The organism is Neisseria sp. N95_16 (assembly GCF_002551535.2).
In the GTDB taxonomy this organism is placed as follows: domain Bacteria; phylum Pseudomonadota; class Gammaproteobacteria; order Burkholderiales; family Neisseriaceae; genus Neisseria; species Neisseria brasiliensis.
The window spans coordinates 37,934-49,388 of the sequence record NZ_PDBT02000007.1; the positions used below are offsets into that span (position 1 = coordinate 37,934).

The following is an 11,455-nucleotide window of genomic DNA, read 5'->3' on the forward strand; positions in this document are numbered from 1 at the left end:
TGTATCAACGGTTTTAGGACTGCTACGCAGTCCGCGCCTTATATCTCCGCCGTGAACGGCGAAGTTTTACGGCGCAGCCTGATAAATTGGATAAGTTTCAGTGTTTAATTGAAGTGTAAATGTCTTCTAGATACTTAGACGTTTCTTCAATAGTTATCGCTTCTCGGCTATTGAGGTATTCGGTAAGGTATTCGTTGTCTTCTCTACCATTCCAGATTTTTATATAGGAGCCCTCTGCATAACCATGTGACCAGCGAAGTTTGTTCAGGCAGTACTTTCCTAGATACCATTTCTCCAATTCTTCAAAACTCAACCCAAGTGCTTCCATCATTGTGGTGAATTCTAAGACAGTTCGGATGCAGCCTGTGTTTCTACCATAATCGGCTAATGCTTGGATTGCTTTACCTTTATCCAAATCACTAGGGATTGTAAGATTTGTAAAATAACCTGCAAAGTATTCTGCCGGAGTATCTTGTACGATAAACTCACTGAGAAGAAAGTGCCAAATATCTACTAACTCCATACGGGCTTGCTCCCAGTCAGGTGTGTTATATTTCCACCACTTCCAGCCTACATGGTCTAATGCCTCATAAGCTTCAACCTGAGCCGCCAGCCTGAAATTCCAATTTCGATGTTTCCAATCTGGATCTAATTTACTGTTTAATTCATCCTGAATGTATAACATCAGATGAATGCGTTCTACTAAATTGCTCATTTTCTGTCCTTAATAATCCTCAAAATCGGGGAATAACCAATTTAAAAATCTTTACCTTAGACCTTCAATTTGTTTCGGATAACCTCAGCTAATGCGCCCTCAATATCCATGCCCAACATATAGGCCACGCCGACAGCGGTCACAATTTGGTCGCAGCAAGTGTCAAGTAGCTCAATGCGCTGCACCTCATTTAACGCTCCCAACTGTTTTTTATACGGCTCAAAATTAGTTTTACGGCGCAGCCTGATAAGATTCGCGTATGGGTGGCCTTGTGATTTTCCATGTTCGATAGTAGTCATGATGGAATCTCCGTTACTTTATTCACGATATGGTGCGGAACTTTGTTTTGCCGTAAGACTTTGGCCACGTTGTTGCGCCATTCTTTCAAGCGTTCAAGTTCCAGTTGGGTTTGTTTTCTTGATTGAAATTCATTCAAGTAATCTTCTTCTACCTCTTTAAATAACCTCTTTAATTCGACTATGTCTTTCTGATAGACTCTTATCATCAAACTATGTTGTTCTGCTGTAAACCCACCTAATTTTTTAATTACCCAGTTTTTCATTTAATTAACCTTCCGCACTTATTACAAGTGCAATAAGTTTCAAAAGCCCGATTTCTCGACAGCTCACCGAATCATGCTTGACGCTTCCCGTGGAATCGTAGGAACTCTCGGCGTGTAGTCTTGCTGTGGCACTCATCGTTCAAGTAGTCTAGAATCTTAAGCAACTGTTTAATGTTGGCCTGATTCGGATTGTGTGGCAGGTCGGCCAAGTCACACTTGCCTGAATAGATGGTGTCTTTTACCATTTGCAGTAAGTGGTGCCTACTTGGAATTGGGATGATGTTTCTCGGGAACTGTTTCCCGTGTGGTGTGACAGCAATATACAGCATAATGTTGTTTCCTTTCTTGATAGGTTTAGTAAGTTTTCGGAATACCGCTCGCTAAAACGGCTTGATAAACAATCTTTAGTCACGCGGTATCCTTTTGTCTTCCACTTCTTGCGAAGAACCTCATCCAAAAGAGTGAGGTTCTTCAAACTATTTTGTCTTAACCGTGCAACGTCAACGCCGCTGTCAGCATGATGTCATACACAAACATCAACGCTACCGGCAACTCATAGTACTCAAACTGTTCCGTCAAACCGTAGATGTAGTAACCATCTTCATCTTTTTCTTCAAAGTCGATTTCACGACTAATCGCCTTGTCGAACCAGTCAGCCCAATCTTTCATTGAGTAACCCTCAGGGTCTTCAAGGTAAGGGTGAGTTGACAGTACATACAAACAAATTTCTTTTTTCAAACGTTCTATAACGTGTAATTCAAGTGCCATGATGTTTATCCTTAAAGTTTAGATTTAATTCGCTCTACAACAGCTTGAGCGATTTTGTCGTTGCCTACCGACCAATATTGCGGCTTGTCTGCTTCAATAGTCGATGGTTTCCAAGTGGTAACCTCGCCCCGTGCTTTTTTAACGCCACGCATTCGGCAAGTCCTGCATGTCTTAAACGGTTCATCGACGTTTACGCATTGGCCGTCAATCCAGCGTTGTCGAGTAAAGTAACTTGGTGCCCGCAACTCCGTACATTGTGGACACATAATCAAATCCGGTTTTGATGTTCCCATCTTAATCTCCTAATCTTGCGGAGCATCACACAACTTCTTCCAAGAAGGATAGAACAGACTACCACTACGCCAAAAAGTACCGTCATCACACAAAATAATTAACTGCTGGTTACTTTCTATATGAAACTGAATTACCTTACGTTTCGTAGTTCCAGAAGCTGAGAACAGACTATATCCTTCAGGCTGTTCCCAAACATCCCCAAACAATTTAGTTAATAACTCATAATTTTCCGGCGTTGCCGGCAGTAAATCCGGCAAGTAACTGATATGGTCTACAATACGACCTTCCTCAGTAAAGGCTGCCACATTGGAAATACGTAAGGGGTAAAGTCTATTAGGGTAGTTACTCTCTAATGTGTATATACATCGACCCTTCGAGACTGAGTAAACTTTGTCTCCAACTTTAAATTTATTCATACAATAGCTTTCATATTAGGAAAACCTCACTCAAAAGAGTGAGGTTCTTTAAATTCCGACTAGCCATCATTCCAGCATTAACTTGACCATCACGACAATCGTGAACAGGCCAAGCAGAGCTAAGTAAATCAACAGGAACATGAAGCATTCAATCCACGACCCGTCAAACTTTCCAAAGTATTTCAATGCCGATAAACCAGCCGAGTAACCAACAGCCATCACAAACATCAAAACCATTTGAATCACAAAATCAGTCTTCATTAGAACTCTCCAATTCTTTCCGAACTTGAAACCAACCTCTAAAGTTATTAGAACCTTGTTTAGCATACGGCAAGGCATATGCTTGATGCTCAAAACAGGTCATATGCTTACTTGTTAAAAGTCGTTTCGCCAATTTGAAATCCTTCTCTATATCAGCAACTGACCCGTCATGATTCTTATAGGATACCCGTGCGCATCGGGCAGCAGATATCATGTACTTGTCAGAAAAACTTAAGTCTTCAGACTCAAGTTCATGCTCCAGCAAATAGGGCAGGTGTTCGTAGCGTTCAACCGGTGTACTGCTGTCCATCGCCGATTTCATACAACGAGCCAACTCTTGCATCTCAGGCTGACTGTCATATTCCAAACGCAAATTGAAAAAGTTTTCCCACTCAGTCGAAGTAACCACGACATGCGACCACAGAAACGGTTCCAAAATCCTATTTGCTACTTGCTTGTGAATACAAGCTTCGTCCAGCTTCTGCGCAAAATCAGCCGCTGCCTTGGCCGCTTGCAGCCATACGCTTTTGGCTTGTTCAGCCACTTCAGCCGTGACTTCCACTTCCGCGACCATACCGGCTTGATTCTGACCCCAGTTAACCGGTATCACCGGATTATTCCGAACTTCTTGAATCAATTTGTTTACCGGAATCGCCCGACTACTCGCAGCGTTATTGCTAAATGCCCGATGCTTATTAAACTGCGATAAAATGAATCGTGGCATAGTAAGTTGCAGTGTCGTAATCCGCTTACCTGAATCGGATATACTGTCTGCAATAACTTTGCATGAAATCTGCATCTACAAATCCTTATTATGTTGTTTAACTTCTTTTGGAAGTATTAGTAGGTTAAAAACTGCGCCTAATATAAATAACGTAATTACGGCGCCCCATGTGTACTGAAACACTTGTAACAACTTCAAAACTAAGGCCACACAACCTAGAAGGTAAAACAAGTTCATAGGTCGATTTCGTCACGAAACCCTAAAAACACCGGATGTCGCGGGGCTTCTTTAATACCGACATCGAAATACTTATACTTCACAAGCTTTCCAATCAAATCATCAGGCGATTGCCATAAAGAATCTCGTTCAGCTTGTGAAAACCCAGTTCCTACTTTGAAGTCCACACCTTCCAAGGTCCGGCAAAGCAGGTAGCCTAGCGTGTTTGCTGGAACCAAACCTTCTGATTCTTTACTGCGGGCTGTGTGACCCAATTCGTTTTTAAACGCAGTATTGTTGTTTCGGTATAGTTCACCATACCCGATGCAAACCGCTTCCGCGTCGGTGAATCGTTTCAACTTCAACATACCTGACTCTTTGACAGTAGACCGCCCATTCTTGTAAACCCCGTTAGGGTCTTTCAGAATGACACCTTCATACCCAAGACCAGTAACGTAAGCCTCATACTTGAAGACTTCTTCACAATCACTTGCTGCTGATTGCTCCAAAATCACGGCAAAAGATGGTAACTGTCGTGATTTGAGATTATTTAAACGTTGGGTAAAGGGTAGGGTAGGGTTGCTAATGTCATCAAAAATATAGAAGGTAAACTCAGGTTCGCCTTCTATACTCATAACTGCTGAATTAGTTGTTCGATACACGTCATCAGATGTCACTTCCCCAACAATCAATTCACCATCTAGGTTGTTTAAAACCTCTTTATGTTTCTGAAAAATCTGTTGGATATATTCATTCCGAATCGGTTTGTTACTTCGGGAATAGGCAACTCCGTCACGGACAATGCAGCGAATCCCGTCCAATTTCGGACTCATTAGTATGGGCCACACGTTCAACGATTTGATGTCGTCTAACTTTGCAGCCAACATAGGTTTAAATACCTTCACTCATGCGCTCCTTTACTGATTTTGGAATTTTGGGCAGATAACCCCACGCAACATGGAAGTTAGAATCAAATGAACCCAACCCCAGTATGCCGTATTTACTGAGAACCAGTAGTTTGGTTGCTTCTTTAGGCGGCGAGTGTTCTACAGCATCGAACAACTCAACCAACGGCGACGTATAAATTCGCTGTTCCTTCATTTTGATACTCCAATCATATCCACAAAGGCTTTCGCCTTAGGTTCTAAATCTTCAATCGAACCGTTATTCATAATGTAAGCAGTCGGCACGCCGGTAAATGCTTCCAACTCTTTAGCACTCGCACCGTCTTTTAGCAGTTTGTACATCGTGGCACTTAATACCTCCGACGCATGAGGCTCATCTTCAGGCCCTACCCCGTCCCGCATGATATAAAGAAGATGGTCGCAAACTTCCACTTCATTAGGAAAACGGACATCGGTCAGAATCAAATTCTCACGAGAAGATTTAATCAAAGAAACCCAAAAACGTTTGGAAATCTTATTTCGGACAAATTCCGTGCCGTACAACTGCATCAACAGTCTAGGACTAATTTCCTGACGAACAGTGTTACAGCCGTCTTCTAGAAATACTTGCCTAAACTCTGAAAAATCAAATACTTGCAAACAGGACGAGTATCTCAACGTGCTGAACCCTTCTACTTGTAGAAGGGAAATCATCAAACGGCAGTGACTGTCAAACAACTTCTTCAGACCTGCTTCCCCAAACTCAAACCCTACTTCCTTAGTCTCACGACAATCAGGATTAATCCCAAAAGCCTGTACCACCACCTGCTTAATGTGATAGGCGAAAGCAGTGCGCTGGAACCCGGTGTCTTTGGCGATAAACTCAGACACTGTGTCCTTACCGCTGCCTTTAAGACCTATTACCCCAATCTTCATATCTACCCTTATGTCGTTTATACATTTAACGATTAAATTTATACAGTAATTGTATAAGATAAGTGGAAACTAAAACAAGTGGATTTACCTTCATCATTAAATCCACTTGTTAGTTGCTACTATAAATCAATAACTGAAAAACCAAATCTCCCCAGTCTCTTCATTCGCATGAATGATCGAAGTCTCACGACCCAGTTCGTGCAACTTAGTTTGAAAGTCTTCATCATAAGACTCAGAATCCACGTCCAAAGTCACCCAACTTAAGTCACAGCACCAAGCAATCACGTCCAAGTTCACATAATCTTCTTCCGATTCAGACAGATAATCGTAAATGTACTCATACACTCCCATCGGGTAACAGTCCCGACCCATTACGCGAAACTTATCCTTGACTGCATAAGCATCATTCAACGTTTCAAAAATAATTTGCGCCATTTCTAACTCCTTAACCATTGCCGCTGCGTCGTACCACACAGCGTCTTAATCATCTTATCTAATTCCAGTGTGCTGATTTCCTTATTCCGAAACCGAATCAGCAAATCCCGAACCTTCCCAACTTTCACATCTTCCAGATGCAACAAAGCCGCACGATGTGCGGCTTTTTTCTCAAGTAGATTCTTATGCGCCCTCTGCATTCGGGCTTCATGGTCATGCCCGATAATTTCTAACCAAAGGCGGTCAGCGCCTGATACACCTTTGGAGTCTCTATCGTATCCACTCATATTTAATCCCTTAAAACTGAAAGGCTTCCTCTTCAGGAATCTGAGGTACGACCACCTCATAATAGTATGTATCCCAATCCGCCTCCAACTTCTCAAGTAAACAGTCCAGTACGCACTCAAGCCTCCTATCCATCGCCTGTTCAATCGGCAAATAATAGTCTTCAGCCAGATACCCAGCGCGTGACCTAACCGCCCGGTTTAAAATCAAAAAATAGTCATCGCCAAACTCTGTATAAGCCACATCTCTCAGCAAGCTTGCATCGCGTTCGTTCACGCTTACTTCTATAGACTCTACCTGCATATAGAACGTCTCAGGCTTCCAAATTGATACAAATTCCAAATTTGTATCAAATAAGGAATTAAACCACTCAACATAGTACTGGCCATACATACGATAAGCTTCATTCCAATCGTATATATTCTTGTAATCATCCCAATCAGGGTTAATCCAAGCCTCAACCCGTTTACCATGTTCAGTCGCGTAAAACCCTCCGAAATTTAGATATACTCTAGCCATTTTTAACCCCATATCAAGTATTCAATCAATTCCGCCGCTTGGTCGGGCATCTCATAAACCAAGTCTTCAGCGGAAATATTACCTGAACTGATAAAGTCAATCAATTGCTCCATCTCAGGATTCCCCTGCCGGGTTTTATACCCATACGTCCCCCAGTCATCATACGAAGATTCAAGTCCTAAGTCCTCATACTTAGGACTCAGTTCCCGCTTCGCAGGAAGTTTGTCCCAGTCCACTTGAACTAATGCCTGAATCAAGCGTTCCAGATACACCGTGTCCAAACTCTCAGCCGGTGTATGCTGGTCGTAATATCCGACAGCCACATTGGTGCATTCTGAAATCAAATGCGTCAAATTGGCCGTATCGGTAAACGTACCCTTGTCACTTGGTTTCAAATCCAAACCCAACTGCGCATTCAGAGCAATCGCAAATTCATCAGAACAGCAACGTCCTCCCCACTGATGCGTGATAATCTCATTCACGCCCTTCCGGTCAAACGCTACCGCCCGACTATACCGCATTAACTCAGCCTCATATTCTTTGGCGTAAACCTCGGAACCTAAACCTCCGACTTCTTCCGCCCGAAAGAATACGTATCGACCTTTAACACCGGCCAGCAGCAACTGCAACAGAACATAGATACCCGCGCCATCATCCGCGCCCAGTACATCCCCCTGATTCGGATCAGACAGCATCATCATGCCAAATGTATCCACAACCAAACCTTGAATACCTTCAGCCTTCGCCGCATGCACCGTATCCGTATGACACGTGAATACCGTCGTGCCTCCATTATCCACAGTCACATTCCCAAATGCGTCTTGCACCGGATTAAAACCTTCTGCGGATAACCGCTTAACCAAATCCTTAACGAATTCATCTTCAGTCTTAGACCCATGCGGTCGTCTTAATTCCAAAATCTCATTCAAATCAAACATTTATCTAACCCCTATAAATTAAGCCGCAGATTCTGAAACCTGCGGCTTATTAACCTCTTCAAAAAACGCCTTACGCCATTCGTCAGTCGTATTACTAATCCCAGCCTTCGGAATCCAATAATCTACACCCTCAACCTCAATTCGCTCAGCGTGGTCCTCAATTACTAATTCCTCATTCCAAAGACGCTTACAGTCGTACGTATAAATGTAATCGTCACAGTATTCCAAGAGCTGTGCCCCACAATCGACGTAAGACTCGTAATAGTCCGAATACACATATTCCAACAAGTACTCATTTAAATATTCAGAGTACTCAATCTCGTAATACCGCAAGTTCTCATTGGTAAATACATAACGCTCACCACCAATAATGATATACTCCACATCTGTATGAACGCTCATGTAATCACCCAAGTAGTTCATGTTATAAGTGTCATAGTAACAATCATAACAAACTTCACCTTCTACCAAGTCGCCATCACCATCTTCATGCAGCACTGGACCATACAAATTGGAAACAGTACCTCCACAGCAAGTGCAAGTGAGTTGAGCGTTAACCAAACCACCGGCGCAATCCAGTGAATAGTCCCCTTCCCACGCCTCCAATTCAAACCAAGATTCCTCACCTTCATGCAATGAAGCTTGATACGTGTCACCATCGATATACGGCGCAATGTACCCGTCGTGCGTCGATTCAGTCCACAAAATCAAACCCCTCGGATACCCGGACTCCTTGGTATAACCTAACTCTCCTAACCTATTTTCTAAGTCACCTGAGCCATAAACTGAGACAAATGACTTGCTCGGCTCATGCACAATCGCACGAGCTTTAGCACTTTTCCTGCCTTCAATAGCATCCGGCAAATAGGCTAAACGTAACCCGTTGTTTTCTAAGCCAAATGCCGAAGTGGCATAACAGCGGTATGTATCATGTCGCGTCACACCATACTCGTCATTGTTCATACAAGACTTAATATACGGACTGCGATAGACTTCCTTCCAGCCGTCAACATCGTCATTCTCAACGAACTCAACGTCAACACCACCTTGCAGCACCTTATGATGTGCTAGCAGCCCGTCTAAGAAGCCTCCACCATGCTCAAACCCAAGCTGTCTAGACCCATACCTGCCTACAGTAGTCCGAGTCTCAATTCCTTTGACGCATTTCTCAGGACTCTGCCAATAAGCTATTTTGGTTTTATCAACTTCCGAAATATGTGGCAGTTGCATTAAGATTTGAAACCAAATCTCATCATCGTCAGACAACTCGCCGTCTTCCCATTGGGTTAAGTTGTACCATAAAGCTGAAACCGGCTTCCAACCATGTCTACCCATAGACATCAAAGCTTCTACGTGCTTGACAGCCATTGGTACATACCAGTCCGGTATGTACACCATCGTGTTCAGCAACTTATACTGCTGACCAACCTCAGCCGGTATGTTTAAATGACAATTCGTGTAACTTGGGTAATTCCCACGCTGTTCACGACCCTCGTAAACAGCTTTCACGTAATCTAATAATTTACTGAATCCGTACTTTTCAGAGGGGTTTAACTCACCCCATTTAGGAAATTTGCTCATCATCTTTACTAACTCCTATTAATTAGTATCTTCTACCAGCAAAAATGCCGGCACCCTAAAGAAAGTTCTACGAGTCAAGCTCAAATCCCATACCTCAACACCGGCAGACAGCGCTACTTTATCGTCAAAGGTAGTCAGCAAAACCGGACCGGCGTTCAAAACCGTTTTTATCGATCCCCAATCGAATCGGTCTCGGGCGTGAGAATTTTCCCATTCCAGCAATTGTTTGCGGATTGGATTCTCAAGGTCGAGATATTCGTCTCGGACGCGCAACCGAATATGGATGGTGTTTGAACTGCTCAGGCCTTCCTTGTAAATACAAGGTAAGAATTTCAAATCAGCATGCTTATATAGTTTGATACTTAAATCCTTGGCAATCAGGCAAGGCAGCCACGGATTTGAATCTAATTCGAACCGGTCAACCATCTGTTCAGCCATCATCAACAACAGTGTGCCGTCGGGTGCTACAGCCCACGGACTGTAACCATCTTTGTAATACTTAATCATGTATCTTCCTTATTTGAGCCTTGAAATTAAAAAATCCCCTTCGGTCACTAGGACTGAAGGGGATGGGTACCTTTCTTCCGGTTGGGGTATGCAGCAGCTTGAGGTGTTTGCCGCTTGCGATGACCTGCCAATTGGGTGGGTGTTCACTCAAAAGTATCTTCACATACCTGTGAAACTCTTTATCTCGACTATATTTCATGATGGAAACTCCTTAATATATTAATGCGAAATTGGCCGTGAGAGGCGATTTTCAGTCAAATTGCTTAAAATGTAGGCAATTTTGGCTGCGGATTGCAGCGTATGTTCAAATTTGAATGGATTTCGTACTTAAATCTAGGTTGCAGTGGGGCAGCGTGTTTGTTTTTCCTTGGGTCAATACAGTAAAACATGATTGCAATATGTTGAGAACTGTGCTTTGAGTGCTAAGAAGCTAGTTTGTATGGTTTAACTTGTAATTAAATGTAAACTTTATGTTAGCTAATTGTTAAAGTCTAAAGTTTCATATTTATATGTTAATAGATACAACCTTGTACGTAAGTGCTATTTGGATACCTCAGGTCCATTTTGGATAACGCAGGTGCCTCCTTGGATAACGCAGGTCTAAAAAAAGCGTCTTTACATTAGACCTGCGTTATCCAAAATAGGGTACCTGCGGTATTCTAGAAGGGTACCTGCGTTATCCTTAGGGTGATTTTCAGCAGACCTGCGTTATCCTTAGGATGATTTTCAGCAGACCTGCGTTATCCTTTAACAGAAATTAACAGACCTGCGTTACCCTAGAAGGGTGTTTTGGATAACGCAGGTCTCCTTGGATAACGCAGGTCTTGACCAAATTTTTGTTGACAGCAGCCTGTTAATGTGTATCTTGAACAGCGTCTTTACATTCTAAGTCGTTGTTGTTATTGGTAATTTGGATTAGTGTTAAATTCTACTAACGTGCTTTAACCTAAATGGTGTGAGAATTTAGACTTTCTTTACAGAAAATTCACCGACATGTTTTTTTATATAGAAAAAAAAAAATAAAAGCTAAATAAAAAATTCCCAACCTAAATTTCGGCAAAGTCACTTATGTAATGGAATATATTAATGAGCTTTGACACTTAGCTAATAATAGGGTATAAGGGAACCGCTGTAATCGCCAAAAGTTTACCCGCAAAAAGCGTAAACTGTTTGGCGATTAGTTTAAAAGTTGCTGCATAGCTGTAACGCTGCATAGCTGTAACGCTGCATAGCTGCATAGCTGCAAGAAACGCTGTACAAGTTCAAACCTAATAGCTCTTAGGAACGCTGTACAAGTTCAAACCTAATAGCTCTTAGAAACGCTGTACAAGTTCAAACCTAATAGCTCTTAGGAACGCTGTACAAGTTCAAACCTAATAGCTCTTAGAAACGCTGTACAAGTTCAAACCTAATA

General features: G+C 42.5%; 16 protein-coding genes. All 16 read right to left on the reverse strand.

Going from position 1 to position 11,455, the window contains the following annotated elements; translation table 11 throughout:
• Nucleotides 1-97 precede the first annotated feature (97 nt).
• The 16 genes from CRG49_RS02080 to CRG49_RS02160 all read right to left on the reverse strand — a co-directional run bounded on the left by CRG49_RS02080 (nucleotide 98) and on the right by CRG49_RS02160 (nucleotide 10,041).
• Nucleotides 98-715: a dUTP diphosphatase gene (locus CRG49_RS02080; protein ID WP_095502942.1), complete on the reverse strand. Its 618-nt coding sequence runs from the start codon at nucleotides 713-715 to the stop codon at nucleotides 98-100.
• A gap of 56 nt (nucleotides 716-771) precedes the next feature.
• Nucleotides 772-1,014, reverse strand: coding sequence for a hypothetical protein (locus CRG49_RS02085; protein WP_095502943.1), 243 nt, complete (start codon nucleotides 1,012-1,014; stop codon nucleotides 772-774).
• On the reverse strand, nucleotides 1,011-1,277 hold the full coding sequence (locus CRG49_RS02090; protein WP_095502944.1) for a hypothetical protein: 267 nt from the start codon (nucleotides 1,275-1,277) through the stop codon (nucleotides 1,011-1,013). Before CRG49_RS02090 ends, CRG49_RS02085 begins: the two co-directional genes overlap by 4 nt.
• A 486-nt stretch (nucleotides 1,278-1,763) precedes the next feature.
• Nucleotides 1,764-2,045 (reverse strand): hypothetical protein, encoded by a 282-nt coding sequence (locus CRG49_RS02100; protein WP_095502946.1) that lies wholly within the window; start codon nucleotides 2,043-2,045, stop codon nucleotides 1,764-1,766.
• An 11-nt stretch (nucleotides 2,046-2,056) separates the two neighbouring features.
• Nucleotides 2,057-2,197 (reverse strand): hypothetical protein, encoded by a 141-nt coding sequence (locus CRG49_RS13250; RefSeq protein ID WP_198515135.1) that lies wholly within the window; start codon nucleotides 2,195-2,197, stop codon nucleotides 2,057-2,059.
• A 150-nt stretch (nucleotides 2,198-2,347) separates the two neighbouring features.
• On the reverse strand, nucleotides 2,348-2,755 hold the full coding sequence (locus tag CRG49_RS02105) for a hypothetical protein (protein ID WP_095502947.1): 408 nt from the start codon (nucleotides 2,753-2,755) through the stop codon (nucleotides 2,348-2,350).
• A 250-nt stretch (nucleotides 2,756-3,005) separates the two neighbouring features.
• The gene (locus CRG49_RS02115) at nucleotides 3,006-3,815 is read right to left on the reverse strand and encodes an FAD-dependent thymidylate synthase (RefSeq protein ID WP_095502949.1); all 810 of its coding nucleotides are present in this window, start codon (nucleotides 3,813-3,815) and stop codon (nucleotides 3,006-3,008) included.
• A gap of 158 nt (nucleotides 3,816-3,973) precedes the next feature.
• Nucleotides 3,974-4,861, reverse strand: a complete 888-nt coding sequence (locus CRG49_RS02120) for an ATP-dependent DNA ligase (RefSeq protein WP_097784573.1) — start codon at nucleotides 4,859-4,861, stop codon at nucleotides 3,974-3,976.
• Nucleotides 4,848-5,057, reverse strand: coding sequence for a hypothetical protein (locus tag CRG49_RS02125; protein ID WP_095502951.1), 210 nt, complete (start codon nucleotides 5,055-5,057; stop codon nucleotides 4,848-4,850). The genes CRG49_RS02120 and CRG49_RS02125 overlap by 14 nt, the downstream gene beginning before the upstream one ends.
• Nucleotides 5,054-5,776 carry a hypothetical protein gene (locus CRG49_RS02130; RefSeq protein ID WP_095502952.1) on the reverse strand — a complete coding sequence of 241 codons (723 nt, stop codon included), beginning with the start codon at nucleotides 5,774-5,776 and terminating at the stop codon, nucleotides 5,054-5,056. The genes CRG49_RS02125 and CRG49_RS02130 overlap by 4 nt, the downstream gene beginning before the upstream one ends.
• A 126-nt stretch (nucleotides 5,777-5,902) precedes the next feature.
• Nucleotides 5,903-6,211, reverse strand: coding sequence for a hypothetical protein (locus tag CRG49_RS02135; protein ID WP_095502953.1), 309 nt, complete (start codon nucleotides 6,209-6,211; stop codon nucleotides 5,903-5,905).
• Between the two features lie 2 nt (nucleotides 6,212-6,213).
• Nucleotides 6,214-6,498, reverse strand: a complete 285-nt coding sequence (locus CRG49_RS02140; RefSeq protein WP_095502954.1) for a hypothetical protein — start codon at nucleotides 6,496-6,498, stop codon at nucleotides 6,214-6,216.
• A gap of 10 nt (nucleotides 6,499-6,508) precedes the next feature.
• Nucleotides 6,509-7,015 (reverse strand): hypothetical protein, encoded by a 507-nt coding sequence (locus tag CRG49_RS02145; protein WP_154143264.1) that lies wholly within the window; start codon nucleotides 7,013-7,015, stop codon nucleotides 6,509-6,511.
• 2 nt (nucleotides 7,016-7,017) lie between these two features.
• Nucleotides 7,018-7,953: a hypothetical protein gene (locus tag CRG49_RS02150; RefSeq protein ID WP_095502956.1), complete on the reverse strand. Its 936-nt coding sequence runs from the start codon at nucleotides 7,951-7,953 to the stop codon at nucleotides 7,018-7,020.
• Between the two features lie 18 nt (nucleotides 7,954-7,971).
• Nucleotides 7,972-9,534, reverse strand: coding sequence for a hypothetical protein (locus tag CRG49_RS02155; RefSeq protein ID WP_154143265.1), 1,563 nt, complete (start codon nucleotides 9,532-9,534; stop codon nucleotides 7,972-7,974).
• 18 nt (nucleotides 9,535-9,552) lie between these two features.
• Nucleotides 9,553-10,041, reverse strand: coding sequence for a hypothetical protein (locus CRG49_RS02160; RefSeq protein ID WP_095502958.1), 489 nt, complete (start codon nucleotides 10,039-10,041; stop codon nucleotides 9,553-9,555).
• Nucleotides 10,042-11,455 lie beyond the last annotated feature (1,414 nt).

Excerpts from the sequence above, each read along its gene's own strand:
- CRG49_RS02135 (WP_095502953.1), bottom strand. The coding sequence starts at position 6,211 with ATGGCGCAAATTATTTTTGAAACGTTGAATGATGCTTATGCAGTCAAG.
- CRG49_RS02105 (WP_095502947.1), bottom strand. The coding sequence starts at position 2,755 with ATGAATAAATTTAAAGTTGGAGACAAAGTTTACTCAGTCTCGAAGGGT.
- CRG49_RS13250 (WP_198515135.1), bottom strand. The coding sequence starts at position 2,197 with ATGCGTGGCGTTAAAAAAGCACGGGGCGAGGTTACCACTTGGAAACCA.
- CRG49_RS02080 (WP_095502942.1), bottom strand. The coding sequence starts at position 715 with ATGAGCAATTTAGTAGAACGCATTCATCTGATGTTATACATTCAGGAT.
- CRG49_RS02140 (WP_095502954.1), bottom strand. The coding sequence starts at position 6,498 with ATGAGTGGATACGATAGAGACTCCAAAGGTGTATCAGGCGCTGACCGC.
- CRG49_RS02100 (WP_095502946.1), bottom strand. The coding sequence starts at position 2,045 with ATGGCACTTGAATTACACGTTATAGAACGTTTGAAAAAAGAAATTTGT.
- CRG49_RS02145 (WP_154143264.1), bottom strand. The coding sequence starts at position 7,015 with ATGGCTAGAGTATATCTAAATTTCGGAGGGTTTTACGCGACTGAACAT.
- CRG49_RS02090 (WP_095502944.1), bottom strand. The coding sequence starts at position 1,277 with ATGAAAAACTGGGTAATTAAAAAATTAGGTGGGTTTACAGCAGAACAA.
- CRG49_RS02160 (WP_095502958.1), bottom strand. The coding sequence starts at position 10,041 with ATGATTAAGTATTACAAAGATGGTTACAGTCCGTGGGCTGTAGCACCC.
- CRG49_RS02115 (WP_095502949.1), bottom strand. The coding sequence starts at position 3,815 with ATGCAGATTTCATGCAAAGTTATTGCAGACAGTATATCCGATTCAGGT.
- CRG49_RS02125 (WP_095502951.1), bottom strand. The coding sequence starts at position 5,057 with ATGAAGGAACAGCGAATTTATACGTCGCCGTTGGTTGAGTTGTTCGAT.
- CRG49_RS02130 (WP_095502952.1), bottom strand. The coding sequence starts at position 5,776 with ATGAAGATTGGGGTAATAGGTCTTAAAGGCAGCGGTAAGGACACAGTG.
- CRG49_RS02085 (WP_095502943.1), bottom strand. The coding sequence starts at position 1,014 with ATGACTACTATCGAACATGGAAAATCACAAGGCCACCCATACGCGAAT.
- CRG49_RS02150 (WP_095502956.1), bottom strand. The coding sequence starts at position 7,953 with ATGTTTGATTTGAATGAGATTTTGGAATTAAGACGACCGCATGGGTCT.
- CRG49_RS02155 (WP_154143265.1), bottom strand. The coding sequence starts at position 9,534 with ATGAGCAAATTTCCTAAATGGGGTGAGTTAAACCCCTCTGAAAAGTAC.